11 protein-coding genes are annotated in these 18,173 nt (G+C 70.3%); 2 read left to right on the top strand and 9 right to left on the bottom strand.

Annotated elements, in window-relative coordinates:
* Nucleotides 1-26 precede the first annotated feature (26 nt).
* Together ACIBH1_RS02440 and ACIBH1_RS02435 are read right to left on the bottom strand one after the other, a co-directional pair.
* Entirely contained in the window at nt 27-755 is a 729-nt protein-coding gene (locus tag ACIBH1_RS02440; RefSeq protein WP_397311758.1) for an HpcH/HpaI aldolase/citrate lyase family protein, read from the bottom strand.
* A 99-nt stretch (nt 756-854) separates the two neighbouring features.
* Entirely contained in the window at nt 855-4,061 is a 3,207-nt protein-coding gene (locus tag ACIBH1_RS02435) for a cellulose binding domain-containing protein (protein WP_397311757.1), read from the bottom strand.
* 161 nt (nt 4,062-4,222) lie between these two features.
* Between ACIBH1_RS02435 and ACIBH1_RS02430 the strand changes: the two genes are divergently transcribed.
* Nucleotides 4,223-5,104 carry an AEC family transporter gene (locus tag ACIBH1_RS02430; protein ID WP_397311756.1) on the top strand — a complete coding sequence of 294 codons (882 nt, stop codon included), beginning with the start codon at nt 4,223-4,225 and terminating at the stop codon, nt 5,102-5,104.
* On the opposite strand, the gene ACIBH1_RS02425 is transcribed toward ACIBH1_RS02430, so the two are convergent.
* The 5 genes from ACIBH1_RS02425 to ACIBH1_RS02405 are packed head-to-tail and all read right to left on the bottom strand — an operon-like array spanning nt 5,093 to nt 12,899.
* Nucleotides 5,093-7,900, bottom strand: coding sequence for a glycoside hydrolase family 3 C-terminal domain-containing protein (locus tag ACIBH1_RS02425; RefSeq protein WP_397311755.1), 2,808 nt, complete (start codon nt 7,898-7,900; stop codon nt 5,093-5,095). The two genes, ACIBH1_RS02430 and ACIBH1_RS02425, sit on opposite strands and share 12 nt — an antisense overlap.
* A complete protein-coding gene (locus ACIBH1_RS02420; protein WP_397311754.1) occupies nt 7,897-8,709 on the bottom strand; it encodes a carbohydrate ABC transporter permease in 813 nt (270 codons plus the stop codon). The genes ACIBH1_RS02425 and ACIBH1_RS02420 overlap by 4 nt, the downstream gene beginning before the upstream one ends.
* Nucleotides 8,706-9,545: a carbohydrate ABC transporter permease gene (locus ACIBH1_RS02415; protein WP_397311753.1), complete on the bottom strand. Its 840-nt coding sequence runs from the start codon at nt 9,543-9,545 to the stop codon at nt 8,706-8,708. Before ACIBH1_RS02415 ends, ACIBH1_RS02420 begins: the two co-directional genes overlap by 4 nt.
* On the bottom strand, nt 9,535-10,839 hold the full coding sequence (locus tag ACIBH1_RS02410) for an ABC transporter substrate-binding protein (RefSeq protein WP_397311752.1): 1,305 nt from the start codon (nt 10,837-10,839) through the stop codon (nt 9,535-9,537). The genes ACIBH1_RS02415 and ACIBH1_RS02410 overlap by 11 nt, the downstream gene beginning before the upstream one ends.
* Complete coding sequence (locus ACIBH1_RS02405) at nt 10,836-12,899, bottom strand: TIM-barrel domain-containing protein (protein WP_397311751.1); 2,064 nt, start codon at nt 12,897-12,899, stop codon at nt 10,836-10,838. The genes ACIBH1_RS02410 and ACIBH1_RS02405 overlap by 4 nt, the downstream gene beginning before the upstream one ends.
* Before the next feature lie 74 nt (nt 12,900-12,973).
* On the opposite strand from ACIBH1_RS02405, the gene ACIBH1_RS02400 reads away from it, so the two are divergent.
* The gene (locus ACIBH1_RS02400; protein ID WP_397311750.1) at nt 12,974-14,686 is read left to right on the top strand and encodes a beta-galactosidase; all 1,713 of its coding nucleotides are present in this window, start codon (nt 12,974-12,976) and stop codon (nt 14,684-14,686) included.
* Here ACIBH1_RS02400 and ACIBH1_RS02395 read toward each other — a convergent pair.
* Entirely contained in the window at nt 14,674-16,413 is a 1,740-nt protein-coding gene (locus ACIBH1_RS02395) for an ATP-binding cassette domain-containing protein (RefSeq protein WP_397311749.1), read from the bottom strand. The two genes, ACIBH1_RS02400 and ACIBH1_RS02395, sit on opposite strands and share 13 nt — an antisense overlap.
* A complete protein-coding gene (locus ACIBH1_RS02390) occupies nt 16,410-18,164 on the bottom strand; it encodes an ATP-binding cassette domain-containing protein (protein WP_397311748.1) in 1,755 nt (584 codons plus the stop codon). The genes ACIBH1_RS02395 and ACIBH1_RS02390 overlap by 4 nt, the downstream gene beginning before the upstream one ends.
* Nucleotides 18,165-18,173: the final 9 nt, after the last annotated feature.

Raw genomic sequence — 18,173 nt, 5'->3', positions numbered from 1 at the left:
GCGGGATGCGGGAGCCGTACCCGTTTCTAGCGCCTGGCCCGTTCGAGATGGGCGGCGGCGGCCTGCTCCAGGTGGGACAGGTCGCCGGAGATGCTGGCGAAGGCGAATCCCTCGGCCAGGCGGCGGGCGGCGACCTCGCCCGTCGGGGTGTGGATGCCCGCGGCCACCCCGCTCGCGGCGGCGGCCTTGCGCACCCGTTCCAGGGCCTGCTCGAAGGCGTCGGCGATGGCCGGGTCGCCCGGGTAGGCGCCGCCCAGGGCCAGGGAGAGGTCGGAGGGGCCGATGTAGACGCCGTCGAGGCCGGGCACGGCGCAGATCTCCTCGACGGAGGCGAGCGCCCTGGGGGTCTCGATCATGGCGACGACGGTGACCTTCTCGTTGACGTCGGCCGGCTTCGGGCGGGTTCCCGCCGGGTCGCGCATGGGGCCGTAGGAGCGGGCGCCCAGGGGCGGGAAGCGGGCGGCGGCGACGGCGGCGGCGGCGTCCGCGGCCGAGTCGATGAGCGGGATGATGACGCCGCGGGCCCCGGCGTCCAGGGCGCGGCCGATCGGGGTGGGGTTGTTGGCCTCGACCCGCACCAGGCCCGCGCATCCGGCGAGCTCGATGGCCATGAGGCCGGCCAGCAGCCCCGACTGGTCGATGAAGCCGTGTTGCCCGTCGAGCACGACGTAGTCGTATCCCAGCCGGGCGATGCGTTCTGTGGCCACGGGGGCGTCCAGGGCGATCCAGTAGCCGATGGACTTTGCGGTGAACATGCAGGGATAAATCCCCGCATGTTCACTGGCTAAGCGAGTACGGCCGGCGCCGAGCGAAGCCTGCGGAAGGCCGGCGCCGGCCGTACGTCTAGCGAACCGTCACGCCGGCGTGCAGGTCGGCGTGGGGTTGGTGTTGGCGTTCGACCAGGCTCCGTTGAAGCCGAAGCTCGTCGAACCGTTCACGGCGACGGCGCCGTTGTAGGACAGGTTCTTGGCGGTCACGTTGGCGCCGGTCTGGACGAGGTCGGCGCTCCAGTGGCTGGTGACGGTCTGGCCGTTGGCGTAGGTCCAGGTGACGGTCCAGCCGGTCATGGCGACCGAGCCGGTGTTGGCCACCGTGACGTTGGCGCCGAAGCCGCCCGGCCACTCGTTGTTCTTGGTGTAGGTGGCGGTGCAGGCCTTGCCTGTGCCTCCCTGCGAGGTGGTGAAGGTGACCGGGTCGGAGGCGGTCGAGGTGTTGCCCGCCGCGTCCTTGGCCCTGACGGTGAAGGTGTAGGCCGTGCTGGGCGACAGCCCGGTGGCGGCGAACGAGGTCGTCGTCGTGGAGCCGGCCAGCGTGGTGCCCCGGTAGACGTCGTATCCGGTCACCGCGACGTTGTCCGTCGAGGCGGTCCAGGTCAGCGTCGCGCCCGAGGAGGTGATGGCCGACGCCACCGGGGTGCCCGGCTTGGTCGGCGCCTGCGTGTCGGTGCCGGAGGTGGTGGTGAAGGTGACCCCGTCGGAGGCGGTCGAGGTGTTGCCCGCCGCGTCCTTGGCCCTGACGGTGAAGGTGTAGGCGGTGGCCGGGGAAAGGCCCGTCGCGGTGAACGACGTCGCCGTGGTCGAGCCGGCCAGCGTGCTGCCCCGATAGACGTCGTAGCCCGTCACCCCGACGTTGTCCGTCGAAGCCGTCCAGGTCAGCGTCGCGCCCGAGGAGGTGACCGCCGACGCCACCGGGGTGCCCGGCTTGGTCGGCGCCTGCGTGTCGGTCTGGGTGCCCGACGGGTCGCCGTAGATGATGCCGCGGCCGTTGGTGCCCAGGTAGACGCGCCCGTAGACGCGCGGGTCGCCGGTCAGCGCCTCGCCCATGTTGGCGTACTGGTGCTGGTCGTCGTTGATGCGCACCCACGAGGTGCCGCCGTCGTTGGAGCGGAACAGGCCGTGCACCCCGTCGATCATGCCGACCAGGTAGACGGCCATGTACGAGGCGCCGGTGGCGGCCTTGCCGAAACCGATGTTCTCGGCGGCGGTGACGTTGGGCAGGCGGGTGAAGCTGGTCCCGCCGTCGGTCGACTTCCACACGCCGTAGGTGATGCCGTTGTTGTACTGCCCGGTCGACGGCGATCCCGCGACGATCCAGACGTGGCCCGCCTGGCCGGGCACGGTCTTGAAGCGGACGGTGGTGGTGGTCGCGCCCTCGACGCCCCAGCCGGCGCCGCCGGTGGGCAGGCCGGTCGCGGCGGTCTGGGTGAAGCTCGCGCCGTTGTTGGTGCTGACGTAGAACTTGCCGCCGTGGTAGCCGTAGAACCTTCCCGCGGTCACGCGGTCGGCGCGGACCTGGGCCCCGGTGGGCAGGCCGGAGACGGCCGTCCATGAGCTGCCGAGGGTGGTGGAGTAGTGCGGGGCGGCGCCGCCGGGCGCCCAGACGATGGAGCCCGCGTTGGCGGAGATGGCCACGTAGCCGCCGCCGGTGATGCCGCCGGGCTCGCCGTTGGCCTGCCACCAGTTGGCGCCGCCGTCGGTCGAGACGCCCAGGTGGGTGACGCCGGTCTCGCTGGTGTCGCCGACGCGCACGATCGTGGAGGGCGACAGTTCCGCGTAGTCCATGCTGCGCGTGGTGACGTGCAGCGGGGTGCGGTACATCATCGACGGGACGGCGTCGAGCGAGGTGTGGCGGAAGCCGCCGATGTCACCGACCGCCGAGAGCAGGCTGGCGCCGGTGGGCGGGCTGATCAGGTCGAGCACGGCGGTCTCTTCGAGGCCGGCGATGAACGGCTTGATCGTGATCTGCTGGTTGTTGTCCCACTTGAGCAGGTCGGTGGTGCCGTAGATCGTCGCGCCGGTGCCGTACAGGAGGCGGTTGGAGTCGAACGGGTCGATCTCCATGGCCTCGGTCATCCAGCCCAGCTTGGGATCGACCTCGGGCTGCTGCGACTGCTTGCCCATGGTCAGCCACGGGTGCGAGGAGATGTCCTGGGTGTAGCGGAAGGTACGGCTGGGGTAGCCGTTCCAGTCCCAGATCCTGGTCCACGTGGCGCCGCTGTCGGTGGAGCGGAAGATGATGTTGTCGGGCCACCACGAGACCTGCGAGGCGACCATGATGGTCGAGGGGTCCTGCCGGTCGATCGTGAAGCCGCTGAAGCCGTAGTAGCGGTCGGCGTCAGGAGTGGGGGTGATCTCGGTCCACACGCCGGTGGCGGTGGTGAGCCGCCAGACCTCGCCGTCCTCGTTGATGTAGGGACCTCCGGTGTCGCCGGTGGCCAGGTAGAGGTAGCCGTTGACGTGGTCGAGCACGCCCTTGTGCGGCACGTAGCCGGTGGGCTGGCCGGCGACGCGGGTCCAGGTCGCCCCCGCGTCGGTCGACTTGTAGAGGTTGTTCTCCTTGTCGGCGACGCCCGCGTAGATCGTCTGGGTGGCGTTGCCGGCCGTGCCGGTGCGCGGGTCGAAGGTGATCCAGGGGATGCCCTGGGTCATCGTGTTGTAGTCGTACTGCGTGTCGTTGGGGTCCTGGGCGAAGTTGCCGACGTTCGGGAAGCTGGTGACCTTGGCCCAGGTGGCGCCGTAGTCGGTCGACTTCCACAGCCCGTTGGCGTTCGCGGTGCCGTAGTAGATGATGTTGTTCTTGTTCGGGTCGATCGCCAGGCGCTCGCCCATGCCGCGGCCGGGCATGTTGCCGCTGCCCTTGAAGGGCAGCTCGGTGACGGCCCAGGTGGCGCCGCGGTTGGTGGAGCGCAGGATCGCGCCGTTCCTGGCGTCCCAGGAGTTGGTGTACATGCCGGTGGCGACGTAGACGCGGTTGGGGTCCACCGGGTCGGTGGCCACGCTGACGCCGCCCATGCGGTTCCAGGTGTCCCAGCCGGCGATCCCGTCCATCAGGGGGATCCACTTGCCCGTGGCCTTGTCCCAGCGGTAGACGCCGCCGATGTCGGTGCGGGCGTAGATGAGGTCCTTCTCCTTCTGGTTGAACACGATGCCGGGGACGAAGCCGCCCCCGCCGATGTTCACGTTCTTGAAGGTGTACGGCTCGGCGGCGACGGCCATCGCCGGGCTCTGCGGGACGGTGATCAGCCAGGCGAGTACGAGCAGGGCTAAGAGGGCTCTGCGCATCTGTGGGTCCTCTCGGAGGCGTGCGAAAGGCCGGTTCCGGGACCCTGACCGTCGCCGAACGCGGCGCGTAACTGCTGCACACAGAGGTTCACATAGGGGCAAGATCTGGTCAATAGTTTGTTTTTAAAACCAACTATTACCTGCTTGATAGGGTTTGGCGGGTGCAATCGATCCTTGCCGCTTTTGTCCCGATCTGGACTCTCGGTCTCCTCGGATGGGCGGCGAGCCGCACCAAGCGCGTCCCCGCGCCCGCCCAGGGCGTGTTCACCTGGTTCACCTTCAACCTGGCCATGCCGGCGGTGCTGTTCACCACGCTGAGCCGTACCGACCTGGCCCAGGTGCGCTTCGAGCCGCTGGCCGCCTTCGCCGCCGCCACGGCGGTCGTCGCCGGTGTGATGCTGCTCGTGCTGAAGGGCAGGCTGCACGAGCGGATCGTGGGCACGATGGCCGCCTCGTACGTCAACGCGGGCAACCTGGGCCTGCCCGTGGCGCTCTACCTGCTGAACGACGTCACGTTCGCCCTGTCGGTGATGCTCTTCCAGATCATGGTGATGTCTCCCCCGATCTTCATGGCCCTCGGCTCCGAGAAACGGTTCTCGTGGGCGCCGCTGCGCACGCCGAACATGGTCGCCGCGGCGCTGGGCCTGGCGGTGGCGGCCACCGGCCTGGAGTTGCCCGGCGTGATCGCGGGCACGCTCGACTCGCTCGGCGGGGCCGCCGTACCGCTGGCGGTTTTCGCCCTGGGCATGTCTCTCGACGTGCCCAGGGCGGAGCTGAGCCGCCTGCGCCTGGTGAGTCTGGTGGTGGCCGTCAAGCTCCTGGCTCACCCGGCCCTCGCCTTCCTCATCGGGCGTTTCGTGCTCAGACTCGACACGGCGGCGCTGATGTCGGCAGTGGTCTTCGCGGCGCTCCCAACCGCGCAGAACACCTTCGTCTACGCCACCGTGTACGGCAGGCCGGCCGGTCTGGCCAGGGACGCCATCCTCGTGTCGAGCCTGCTGTCCCTGGCGACCGTGCCGTTGCTGGCGCTGCTACTTCAGTGAGAAGGAGCTGAGCCTCACCCCCTCCGACAGCACCAGGTTCAGGTCACCGCTCCCGGCCTTGACCGCGGCGGAGACGGTGCTCCAGTCGGCCGAGGAGACGGTCACGGTGCCGAGCAGGGTGGCGCCCCGGCGGATCTCGATGGTGCCGGTCCCGGCCGCCCTGGCGGTGAAGGCCGCCCCGAAGCGGGCCTTGGTGAAGGAGATCGTGCCCGGCCCGGCGACCGCGTCGCCCTCGAGCAGGGTCTCCGGCACGAACTTGACGCCGGAGTAGGCGTCGAAGTCCATCGCCCGCGTCGTCGCGGTCAGGTCGCGCGGCGGCACGACCTCGCCCCTGACCTGGAGCGTGGTGCGCTGCCTGATCCGCTCGGAGGACGAGCCGACGAGGACGTCGTGCGTGGCCCGCTCGACGATCCACTTGTTGCGCGTCTGGTCCCAGGTCGAGAAGTCGACAGTGAAGGTGACGGTCTTCGACTCGCCGGGCCTGAGCGACACGCGCTGGAAGCCCCTGAGCTGCTTCTCCGGCTGCTTGAAGCGGGACTCCTGCTGGCTGGTGTAGAGCTGGACCACCTCGTCGCCCGCGACCCTGCCGGTGTTGGTGACCTTGACGCTCACCTGGTTGCCCTGCGCCTTGAGGCCCTGGTAGCCGAAGGTGGTGTAGGACAGGCCGTGGCCGAAGGGGTAGAGCGTCGGCTGGCGGTTGTAGAGGTAGGTCATGCCGGTCGCGGCGATGTCGTAGTTCAGGATGCTCGGCAGGTCGTCGGTGGAGTACCAGGTCTGGGTGAGCCGCCCGGCCGGGTTGACCGCGCCGAAGAGCACGTCGGCGACGGCGTGACCGGTCTCGGCGCCCGCGTGGGTGGTCCACAGCAGGTTCGGGGTGTCCAGGATGACCGGGTAGCTGGTCTCCAGGACGACCACGGTGCGCGGGTTGGCCTTGCGCACCGCCTCGATCAGGCGCTTCTGGCCGTCGCCGAGCTGCAGGTCGTCACGGTCGTGGAACTCGCGGGCGTAGACGAACGGGTGGCTGCCGACGACCACGACGGCGACGTCCTTGGCCGCGGCCTGCTTGGCCGCCTCGGCGATGCCGTCGACGAGGATCTCCTTGGCGAAGCGGGCGGCCTGGTCCTTGGTGCCCATGCCGAGCACGCCGTCGGCGCCGACGGTCACGTAGGGCTCGTCGATCCAGAACCAGCCCTCGTCGATCTCGTAGCCCTCGTACTTGACCAGGTAGCTGCCGTCGGCCTGCTTCTCCAGGGCGAACTGCTGCTGCACGTACCAGCCGTCGGGGTTGTCGGCCACGGTGTTGAACGGTCCCCAGTTGCCGCCGAGCAGCTTGCCGTTGCCCACGTTGCGCAGGGTCGAGACCGGGCCGGTCCAGTCGGTGAGGTCCCACTCCGACAGGGCGGTGCGGTCGGCCACGACCACGTCGCCGTCGGTCGCGGTGACGTACTTGCCGGTGTCGAGGTGCTTGAGGGCGATGCGCTCCAGGCCGGTGCCCGTGCTCACGTCCGCGATCTTCTCCTTGACGCCCGCGAGCGGCGTCACCTGGTAGGACGGCTGCCCGCCGTACCAGTCGCGGTGCAGCGCGTCGGCCAGCGGCCCGACGACGGCGGCCGACGACGGGTTCCTGAGCGGCAGCAGCCCGGAGTTCTTCAGCAGCACCGCCGCCTTGCCCGCGGTCTCCCGGTTGAGCGCCCGGTGGGCGGGGCTGTCGACGACGTCCTTGGTGATCTTCTTGTACGGCCCGCCATCAGGGTCGAAGTGCCCCAGCCTGGTCCTGATGGTCAGCGCGCTGCGCACCGAGTCGTCGACGTCGGCCTCGGTGAGCAGGCCCTTGGAGAGCGCCTCCTTCAGGATGTCGATCATCGGCTGGGCGCGGTTGTCGTCGATGGTGAAGCTGTCCAGGCCCTGCTTGATCACGGCGGCGAAGGCCTCGGGCTTGGTGGCGATGTACTGCTGGTAGTCGGTCAGCGAGTGGGGCGCCCAGGCGTCGCTGACGTTGTAGAGCGTCTGGTCGGTCCAGGAGCGGACCTCGGTGTTCAGCTTGCTGTCGACGTGCGTGGGCCGGCCGTTGACCTTGTTGTAGGAGGCCATCACGCCGGTGGCGGCGTTCGCGGAGATCGCCGTCCTGAACGCCTGCTGGTAGTACTCCTTCTCGATGCGCGGCGTCAGGTCGGACGACTCCAGGCCGCGGCGGTTCTCGTTGTTGTAGGCGTAGTAGTGCTTGAGCACCGGCGCGACCTTCAGGTGGGCGGGGTCGTCGCCCTGCAGGCCCTTGCCGTACGCGGTCGAGATGGCCCCGGTGAGCAGGGCGTCCTCGGAGTAGCCCTCCTCGTTGCGCCCGGCGCGCGGGTCGCGCAGCAGGTCGACCACGGGCGCCCAGGCCTGCAGGCCCCACAGGTCGGGGTTCTCGCTGTTGAGGCCGCGCAGCTCGTCGCCGACGGCCGAGCCCACTCGCTGGATCAGCGCGGGGTCCCAGGTGGAGCCGAGGCCGAGAGCCTGCGGGAAGACGGTCCCACTGGCGATCTTCTGCTTCCAGCCGTCGTTCTGGTCGTTGGACCAGCCGACGCCGTGCAGCGCCTCGGTGCCGTTCTTGTGGAAGGCGATGCCCAGCCGCGGGATGGCCGCCTGGGCCTGGTGCAGCAGGGCGAGCTTCTCGTCGAGCGTGAGCCGCCCGAGCAGGTCGTCGACGCGTTCGGCGACCGGCTTGGACGGGTCCTGGAAGGGCAGGCCGGGGTCGGCCGCCCCGGTGACGAGGGTGGATAACAGGCAGGCCGCGACAAGCGTGCGTCTGATCACTTGATGGCTCCTACGGTGATGCCACGGGTGAGTGTGCGCTGGAAGAGCAGGAAGAAGACGACGGCGGGAACGATGCCGAGCAGGGCGGAGGCGCTGGAGGTGGTGGCGTCCATGAACTTCTCGCCCTGCAGCACGGCCAGCGAGACCGGGACGGTCTGCAGGTCGTTGGAGACCAGGAAGATGAGCGGCAGGAAGAACTCGTTCCAGGTCCAGATGAAGAAGAAGATCAGCAGGACGGCCAGGGTGGGACGGCTGATCGGCACCACGACTCTCATGAGGACCGTGAAACGCCCGGCGCCGTCCATGGAGGCCGCCTCGATCAGTTCGCGCGGGAACTGCCCGAGGACGGCGCTGAGAAGATAGGTCCCGAACGCCGCCTGGACGACCGTGAAGATGATGATCATGGCGAGGTGGGTGTCGTAGAGCCCGACCTCGCGCGCCAGGTAGAACAGCGGGAAGACCAGCGCCTCCTGCGGCAGCGTGTTGCCGACCAGGAAGAGCACCAGCACCCACAGCCGCCCCTTGATCCGGCCGATGCCCAGCGCGTAGGCGTTGAGCACCGACAGCACCACGGCCAGCACCGCCACCGTGGCGCTGATCAGGAAGCTGTTCCAGATCTTCTCCCCGAAGTCGACCCGGAACCAGAAGTCCACCAGGCCCTTGAAGTAGAGCTCGGAGGGCAGGCCGAACGGCCCCTTGGTGCTGTAGTCCGCAGGCGACTTGACCGCGTTCATCGCCACCAGCACGAACGGGAAGATCATGGCCCCGGCCAGCGTGAAGAGGGCGACCAGCAACGATCCGCGTCTCATGGCCGCTCCTGGGCGCGCAGGAACAGGGCGGTCACCACGACGATGACGAGAGCGAGCACGGTCGCGATGGCCGAGCCGTAGCCGACGTCGAGCTTGGTGAAGAAGTTGAGGTAGGAGAAGTACGACGGCACGAGCGTGGCGTCGCTCGGGCCGCCGCGGGTGAGCACGAAGATCGGGCCGAACACCTTCAGCGCGGCGATCGTGCACGTCACGAGCACCACGAAGATCTCCGGCCGCAGCTGCGGCAGCGTGATGTGCCAGAATCGCCGCCACCAGCCCGCGCCGTCGATGGAGGCCGCCTCCTTCAGCGCCGGGTCGGCGCGGCCGAGCCCGGCCATGAAGATGACCAGCGGGTAGCCGAGCTGGAACCAGACCATCACCGCCATCACCGTGGCCAGCGCCAGGTCGGGGTCGCCCAGGTAGTTCAGGTCGAGCCCGGTCAGCTCGTTGATCGCGCCGTAGTCGGGGTGCAGCATCCAGCGCCACACCACGCCCGCCACCGCGACCGGCAGCACCTGCGGCAGGTAATACAACGCCCGCAGCACGACCGACGACCGGCCGCGCAGGTCGAACAGGACCGCCGCCAGCACCAGGCCGAGGACGGTCGGCACCACGGCCATCGCCACGATGAGCGCCACGTTGTTCTGGAAGGACGCCCAGAAACGTTCGTCCTCCAGCAGCCGCGCGTAGTTGTCGAGCCCGACCCAGCGCGGAGTTCCCACTCCCGACCACTTGGTGAAGCTCGCCGCGATGTTCATCAGGAAGGGCCCGACGATCACTACGGCGAACAGCACCAGGCTCGGAAGCAGGTACAGCCACCAGCGCCTAGTTGCCAAGGCTTTCGAGGTTCTCTTGATAGGGCTTGGCCAGCTCGTCGAGGACCGCGGCGGGCTCGGCCTTGCCGTTGATCAGCTTCTGCACCCCGCCCACGAGCACGTCGTAGTAGCCGGGGGCGGGCCAGTCGGGGTAGAACGCCAGGCCGCTGGAGACCTTGCCGAAGGTCTCGATGAGCTCCTTGGACTTGGCGTCGGTGATCGCGGTCGCGTCGGCGGCGACTGGCAGGCCGCCGGAGTTGCCCATGATGTTCTGGATCTCGGGGCTCATCGTGATGTCGATGAAGTCGTAGGCCAGGTCCTTGTTCCTGGCCTTCTCAGGCACCACCCAGAGGTTGCCGCCCGAGCCCGGGTGCAGCGTGTTGCCGGGGAAGGGGAAGATGCCCCACTCGAAGTCCTTGACCGTGGACTGCACGCGGCCGTACCACCAGCTGCCGGAGATCATGATGGGGAACTTGCCGCCCATGAAGGCCACGCCCATGTCCTCGGCGACCAGGCCGGCCGAGTTCTTGGCGACGTAGCCCTTCTTCACCCAGTCGGCGTAGGTCGTGGCGGCGTGGGTGAACTGCGGCCCGTGGAAGTCGACCGTGCCCTTGTAGGACTGGTAGGCGTCCACCCAGGCCTTGTCGGCCTTCGACAGCGCCAGGGAGTAGAAGATCTGCTGGGCGGGGTACTCCTGGCCCGAGTTGGCGATCGGGGTGACGCCCTTGGCGACGAAGGCGTCGAGGGCCTTGACGAGCTCGTCGTAGGTGGTCGGCACCTGGACGCCGTGCTTGTCGAACAGGGCCTTGTTGTAATAGGCCATCACGAACTCGCCGTAGTTCGTCACGCCGTACCACTTGCCCGAGCCCATCACGCCGCGCTCGTCGTACATCGAGGTGGTCTGCAGGCCGCCGGGGAGCTTCTTGTCCCAGCCGCGTTTGGTCACCTCGGCGGACATGTCGGTCAGCAGGCCCTGCTTCGACAGCAGGCCCGTGGTGGCGTTGCCCTTGTTGAACTCCATCACGTCGGGCGCGGAATCGGAGTTGAGCGCCAGCGAGGCGGTCTTCTGCAGCTGCTCGAAGCTCTGCTGCTCGAACTTGACCGTCACGCCGGGGTGGGTGGCCTCGAACTTCTTGACGGCCTCGGCCCAGGCCTTGCCCATCGCGCCGTCGGCCGACTCGTAGTGCCAGAGGGTCAGCGTCCTGGGCGCCGCGCTGCCCGACGCGCTGCCCGAGGCGGCGGGCTGGGGGTCTCCTGCGTCGGCTCCGCAGCCGACCAGGGCCAGGGCCAGTACGGCAACTGCTATGCGTCTCACGGTGTCTCCTCGATGACGGCGCCGCTCCTGACGAAGAGCGGGATCTGGTCCAGGGGCTTGGTGACCTGGACGTAGCGCCCCCCGATCAGCACTTCGTGGGTCCAGTAGTCGACCCACTCCCCGTGCGGCAGGTACACCTGGCGGGTGCCGTCCGGGGAGATCATCGGCGCGACCAGCAGGTCGCGCCCGAGCAGGTATTCGAGGTCGGCCTGCCAGCTGACCGGGTCCTCCGGGTAGTCGACGCAGAGCGCCCGCATCATCGGCGCGCCGGTCGCGGCCGCGTCGCGGGCGGCCTTGAGGATGTACGGCATGAGCCGGTAGCGCAGCTTGAGCGCGGCGATCGCCTCGGCCTCGACCTCGGGGAACTCCCACGGCTCGCGGGTGGTGGTGCCGTGCAGCCGCAGCAGCGGCGACAGCGCCCCGAACTGGGTCCAGCGCACGTACAGGTCGTCGGTGGGCCGCCCGGTGAAGCCGCCCGCGTCGTGGCTCCAGAACGGGATGCCCGACAGCCCGTGCGCCAGGCCGCCCCTGATGGTGCTGCCCATGGCGGCGTAGCTGGTGTAGATGTCGCCGCTCCACTGGGCCGCGTGGCGCTGCCCGCCGAGGAAGCTGGAGCGCGCCCAGACCAGGGTGTGCCCGTGCACCTCGCGGGTGACCTCGGCGACCACGTCGTTGAAGAGCAGGGTGTAGACGTTGTGCAGCTCGGTGCCGGTCATGCCGTTGAAGGCCACCGCGTCGTGCGGCACGCCCTCGGCGAAGTCGGTCTTGAAGACCTGCACACCTTGCTGGAGCAGGGGGCGGAGCTGGTCCTTGAACCAGGTGACGGCGTCGGGGTTGGTGAAGTCGACGATCGCGCAGGCCGGGAAGGAGCCGTGCCAGCAGTCGGCGACATACGGCTCGCCGCCGGGCGTCTTCAGGAAGAAGTCCGGGATCTCGGAGAAGACGGGCGACAGGTGGGAGATGTAGGGGTTCATCCAGAGGCAGACCTTGAAGCCCATCTCGTCGAGCTCGCGCAGCATCGTGGTCGGGTCGGGGAACCGCCCGGCGTCCCAGCGCAGGTCGGACCAGTGGCCCTCGGTCTGCCAGTAGGTGTCGAGGTGCAGCACGTCGCAGGGGATGTCCTTGTCCCTGATCGTGCGGGCGCGGTCGAGCACGCGCTCCTGGGAGTCGACGAAGAAGCCCGAGGAGATCCAGGTGCCGAAGGCCCAGTCGGGCGGGAGGGCGGGGCGGCAGGTGATGCCGTCGAAGCGGTCGAGGATCTGGGGCGGGGTCGGCCCGGCGATCACGTAGTAGTCGATCAGGTCGTCGGGGACGACGATCTGCACGGTGCTGTGGGTGCTCTGGCAGACGTCGAACTCGGTGGGCATGCCGCTGTCGACCGCGATGCCGTACCCCCTGCTCGACAGGTAGAAGGGCACGTTCTTGTAGGCGCGCTGGGACTCGGCGCCGAAGGCGTCGAAGTTCCACATGAGCGGGCGCTGGCCGCGCTTGTCGAGCGGGGTGAACGACTCGCCGAAGCCGCTGAAGGCCTCGTCGGGGGCGGCGGCGAAGCTCTCGTGGTAGGCGACGGTGCCGCCGTCGACGCTGGAGCGGCCGAAGGGCAGCGTGCGCAGGCGCCCGCTGATGTCGGTGTGGCCGCCGTCCTGTTCGAGCAGCAATCTTCCTGTTGCGTCAGTGAAGCTCAGGTGCCACGGCGACAGCGTGATGTGGGCCCTGAGGGAGCCCGCGTCCACCGTGACCCGGTCCTCGTGGACCTCCACCCTGGCGTCAGGGAAGTCGCCCGGCGTCACCATGGAGATCGCGCGCGCCGAGCGGGTGCGCGCCTCGGCGTCCTGCGCCAGCCGTACCCTGATCACCCCCTCGCCCGCCACGCCCACCTGGACCACCAGGGTCTCCTCGGCGGAGGTGCTTCCCTTCAGGGTCACCCCGCCGTCGTCGGCGGCCACCACCTCGGCGGCGGTCACGGCGGACAGACCCTCTTCACCGTGCGCGCGCACCGGTAGCTCGGGCGGGTCGGCCACGAAGTACTCGCGCGCGACCAGAGGAGGGCGGTAGGGCATGACGGCTCCTTCACAGCGGGCTCTTCTCTCAATTAGTTTGGTCGCCATACCAACAAACGTCAATCGGAGGCGACGTGTACTACGGCGGCGACTACAACCCCGAGCAGTGGCCGGAAGAGGTCTGGCACGAGGACGTCGCCCTCATGCGCCGGGCCGGGGTCAACCTGGTCACGGTCGGAGTCTTCGCCTGGTCGCGCATGGAACCCGCGCCGGGCGTCTACGACTTCGGCTGGCTCGACCGGGTGATGGACCTGCTGCACGAGGGCGGCATCCAGGTCGACCTCGCCACGCCCACCGCCTCACCGCCGCCGTGGATGCCCGCCGACGCGCGCAACGTCACCGCCTCGGGCGCGCGGCTCATGTACGGCAGCCGCGACACCTACTGCGTGCACTCCCCCGTCTACCGCGAGCACTCGCGGGCGATCGTCTCCGAGCTGGTCGCCAGGTACGGCACGCACCCCGCCCTGGCCATGTGGCACGTGCACAACGAGTACGGCTCGGCCTGCCACTGCGAGCACGCCGCCGAGGCGTTCCGCACCTGGCTGCAGCGGCGCCACGGAACCCTGGAGTCGCTCAACGACGCCTGGACCACCGCGTTCTGGAGCCAGCACTACTCCTCGTGGCAGCAGATCACGCCGCCGATGCGCACCCAGTGGCATCCCAACCCCGCCCACGTGCTCGACTGGCGGCGGTTCCGCTCCGACGCGATGCTGGAGCACTTCCTCGACGCCAAGCGCCTCCTGGCCCCCACCGGCAAGCCCGTGACCACGAACTACGTGTTCGGCTCCTGGGTCGACGTCGACCACTGGGCCTGGTCGTGCGAGGTCGACGTCATCGCCGTCGACCACTACCCGTCCTCGCCCGAGACGGCCGACGAGGAGAGCGCCTTCGCCGCCGACCTGGCACGATCGTGGGCGGCGGGCAAGCCGTGGATGCTGATGGAGCAGGCGGCGGGTGTCGTCTACTCGGGCGGCCGCACGCTGCCGAAGGCGCCGGGCGAGCTCGCCAGGCACAGCCTGCGCCACGTCGCCGCCGGGGCGTCGGGGGTGCTGTTCTTCCAGTGGCGCGCCTCGCGCGGGGGCGCCGAGTTGTGGCACCACGGGATGGTCCCGCACGCCGGGCCCGACAGCCGGACCTTCAGGGAGGTGTGCGAGCTCGGCAGGACACTCGGCGCGATCTCGTCGGCCGACGGCGCGCGCGAGCTGCTCGGCCTGGCGCCGTCCCGCCCCGCCGAGGTGGCGATCGTCTGGGACGACCAGGCGTGGTGGTCACTGCAGTCGCCGTCGTTGCCCTCCCCCGACCTGGACTACTGGGAGGCGATGCGGCAGGCGCACCGGGTGTTGTTCAGGCGGGACGTCGCCGTCGACTTCGTCAGCCCCTCCGCCGACCTCTCCCGCTATCGCATGGTCCTCGTCCCCTGCCTCCCGCCGATCTCCGACGCCGACGCCGCGCGGCTGCGGGCCTTTCCCGGGACGCTGGTCGTCTCGTTCTTCAGCGGCGTGACGGACGAGCACAACCGGGTCCGGCTCGGCGGCCACCCGGGCGCCTTCCGCGAGCGGCTGGGGATCAGGGTCGACGAGTTCCGGCCGATCGAGGAGCCGGTAAAGCTCTCCGACGGGAGCACGGCCGGCGTCTGGAGCGAGGCGGTCGAGCTGCGGGGAGCCGAGGCGGTGGCCCACTACCCCGACGGCGGCGCCGCGATCACGCGCAACGGGAACGCCTGGTACGTGAGCACCCGGCTCGACGACGACAGCCTGGACCGGCTGCTGTTCACTCACTGCGCGTAGGCCGTGGCCTGGATGCCGTACAGCTGGGCGTAGGTGCCGCGGCGGGCCAGCAGCTCGCCGTGGGTCCCCGCCTCCGCCAGCCGGCCCGCCTCCATCACCAGGATCAGGTCCGCCCCCGCCACCGTCGAGAACCGGTGCGACACGATGACCGTGATCGCCCCCGTGCGCCGCGCGATCCGCCGGGCCCTGGCCATGTACCTCTCGAAGATCACCTGCTCGCTGGGCGCGTCCAGGGAGGCCGTCGGCTCGTCGAGCAGGAACAGCAGCGGCTCCCTCCGCATGCACGCCCGCGCCAGCGCCACCTTCTGCCACTGGCCCTCCGACAGCTCGATCCCGCCGAACCGTTTGCCGAGCATCGTCTGCCCGCCCGACGGCAGCCGGGCCGCCAGGCCCTCCGCGTCCGCCTCCGCGACCGCCGCGTCGATGGGCGAGCCCAGGTCGCCGAGCTCCACCGACTCCGCGAACGTCGTCTGGTAACGCCCGAAGTCCTGGAAGGCCGCGCTCATCACCGAGCGCCATCCGGCGGTGTCGAGCGAGGCCAGGTCCTGGCCGTCCACGGTGACGTGTCCCGAGTCGGGTGAGTACATCTTGGCCAGGAGCTTCACCAGCGTCGTCTTGCCCGAGCCGTACTCCCCCACCAGCGCGACCACCGACCCGGCCGGCAGGGTCGCGCTGACCCCGGTGACGGCCGGGCGCGTGGTGCCCGGATAGGTGTAGCCGACCGCGTCGAGCGTGATGCCCGTGCGCAACGCGCGCGGCGCGGGCAGGCCGGGGGTGGGCGCGTGCTCGGCGAAGTAGGACAACAACCACCGGTACGGCTCCAGGTAGGTCGCCCGGCTCGCGGCCTCCGACGAGCGCATGACGACGATCTCCACCGCGGAGCGCAGCTGGGAGCCGACCACGACGGCCAGCACCACGTCGCCGGGCGAACCGGTGGCGGACACCAGGCCGATGGCGGCGGTGAAGCCCGCCACGAAGACGAGCCAGCCGGCCGAGGACCACCCGGCGGCGGCGAGCCGGCCGGCCAGGCGGGTGCGGGCGGCGCGGTCCCAGGCCTCGCGCTGCAGCGTGACGATGCGGTCGGCGACCCCGGCCACGAGCACCTCCTTGGCCGCGGCCGGGTTCACGCACACGTCGGCGAACAGGTGACGCTGCACGCGGTCATCCTCGGCGGCGGCCAGGTGCGCCGCGGTCACGCGGCGGCGGCCGAAGCCGTCGAGCCACAACTGCGCGCCCGCGCACGGCAGGAGCAGCAGCAACCACGGGTTGACGCTGCCCAGGACGGCGAGGGTGACCAGCAGGCGCAGGGTCAGGAACGCCGACTCCAGCACCGCCCACGGCGCGTCGCCCAGGGCCCAGGTCTCGCCGTGCAGGGTGGCCAGCCGGTCCTGGAAGTCGGTGCGCTCCAGGTGCTCGATCTCGGGCAGCCGCGCCGACATGCGCATCAGCTCGGGGCCGATGCGGGTGACGCCGACCTTCTCGGCGAGGTGCACGCGGATGGTGAACTCCAGGTGGGTGACCAGCCAGTTCAGCCCGAAGGCCACGGCGGCGCCCAGCGCGGCCAGGGCGAGCGCCCGGGACTGCCCGGCTCCGGTCGCCTCCACCAGGGCGCGCAACGCCAGGCCGGTGCCGGCGAAGGTCACCACGCCGGTCACCAGGGTGACCACCACGGCCGCGCTGAGCCCCGGGTGTTCGCGCCACGAGAGCTTGAAGAGCTCCCACCTCATGCGAGTTCTCCTTCCTCGAGCCGGTCGTCGAAGCCGCGTGTGAACCGCTCGGCCTGGATGGTGTACATGCGGGCGTACTCTCCGCCGAGCGCCATGAGCTCGTCGTGGGTGCCCTGCTCGGTGATCCGCCCGCCGTCGAGCAGGACGATGCGGTCGGCCCGCCGTACGGTCGCCAGCCGGTGGGAGATGAGCAGCACGCTGACGCCCTCGGTGATCCCGGCCAGCCTGCCGAACAGGTCGGCCTCGGTGCGCACGTCGAGGTGGGCGGTGGGCTCGTCGAGGACCAGCACGCGCGCGCCGGTCCTGGCCGCGTAGAGCGCCCTGGCCAGCGCGACGAGCTGCCACTGGCCGCCCGACAGGTCGTCGCCGCCGGTCCTGGCGCGCGCGAGCGGGGTGTCGTAGCCGCGCGGCAGGCGGCGCAGGACCTCGCCGAGCCCGGCGTCGCGCGCCGCCGCCTCCATGGCCGCCCGGTCAGGAGGTACGGCGGAGCCGAACGTGATGTTGTCGGCCAGCGAGAGCCGGTACTTCACGAAGTCCTGGAAGACCACGCTCACCCGGGAGGGCGGATCGAGGGTGACCGTGCCGGAATCCGGCTCGTAGAGCCCGGCCAGCAGCTTGGTCAGCGTCGACTTGCCCGCGCCGTTCAGCCCGACGAGCGCCACCCGCTCCCCCGGCCTGATCACCAGGTCCAGGCCGTCGAGCACCCGCCGGTCCGAGCCCGGGTAGGCGAAGCCGACCTGGTCGAAGCGGATCTCCGGGGCCGCCCCCGCTTCAGCTCGGGCGGCGGCGTCGCCGGCCAGGAGGCGCTCCAGCTCGCGGATCGCCGCCAGCACCGGCCGGGCCGCCTCGAACACCACGGCGTCGAAGGCTCCCGCGATGACCTGGAACACGCTCCAGGCCGCGGTGACGACCGCGGCGAACAGCGCGATCGAGCCGTGTCCCGACGCCGTGCCGTACCCGACCCAGAAGTAGACGACGCCGAGCGGGACGACGGCCAGCACGAAGCGGGTCCAGGAGTCGCGCCACATGCGGCGGTCGTCGGCCCAGACCGGGTCGAGGTGGGCGCGCACGTGGCGCAGGTGACGGTCGACGAGCCGGTCGCCGAAGCCGAAGACCCGCGACTCGCGGCCCTCGGCGGGCTTGAAGGCCAGCTCCTGCCAGTAGCCCTGGCGCCGGTGGTCGTCGATCCCCGCCAGCCACACCCGGAAGTGCCGCCGCCATTCGAGGAGGTTGAGCCGGCGGGAGATCAGCGCGGGCACCAGGACGGCGGGGACCAGCCAGGGCGACCAGGCGGCCAGCACGGCCGCCGAGGCGAGCAGCCCCACGTAGCGCATGGCCACCTCGAGCGTGACGATGGCGCCGTCACCCGGGGTGCGCTCCACCCAGGTCGTCGGCTCGGCGGTGGCGGTCTTGACGAGTCGCTGGACGTCCTGCCGTTCCAGGATCGGCAGGGTGCGGCCGGTGGCGGCGAGCGCGGACAGGCGGGCACGGTGGGCGCCGTCGATGCGCGACGCCACGAACTCGTGGAGCGGCTGGCGCAGGCCGCCCACGACCTGGCCGGTGAGCAGCACCCCGCCCAGCAGCAGGACGGCGGGCAGGACGTCGTGGCCGCCGGTGGCCACCAGCAGGCCGGTGGAGACCGCGAGCGCCGCGGGGACCAGGGCGTCGACGAGTTCGGCGGCCACCAGCAGGGCCAGCAGGCCGGGCCGTACGTCGCGCAAGAGTCCGAGGAGGGTTAACCGGTCACGCACCGGGCCCAT

Source organism: Nonomuraea sp. NPDC050663 (assembly GCF_044456985.1).
Classification (GTDB): Bacteria; Actinomycetota; Actinomycetes; order Streptosporangiales; family Streptosporangiaceae; genus Nonomuraea.
This window is presented reverse-complemented; position numbering and strand designations above follow the sequence as displayed.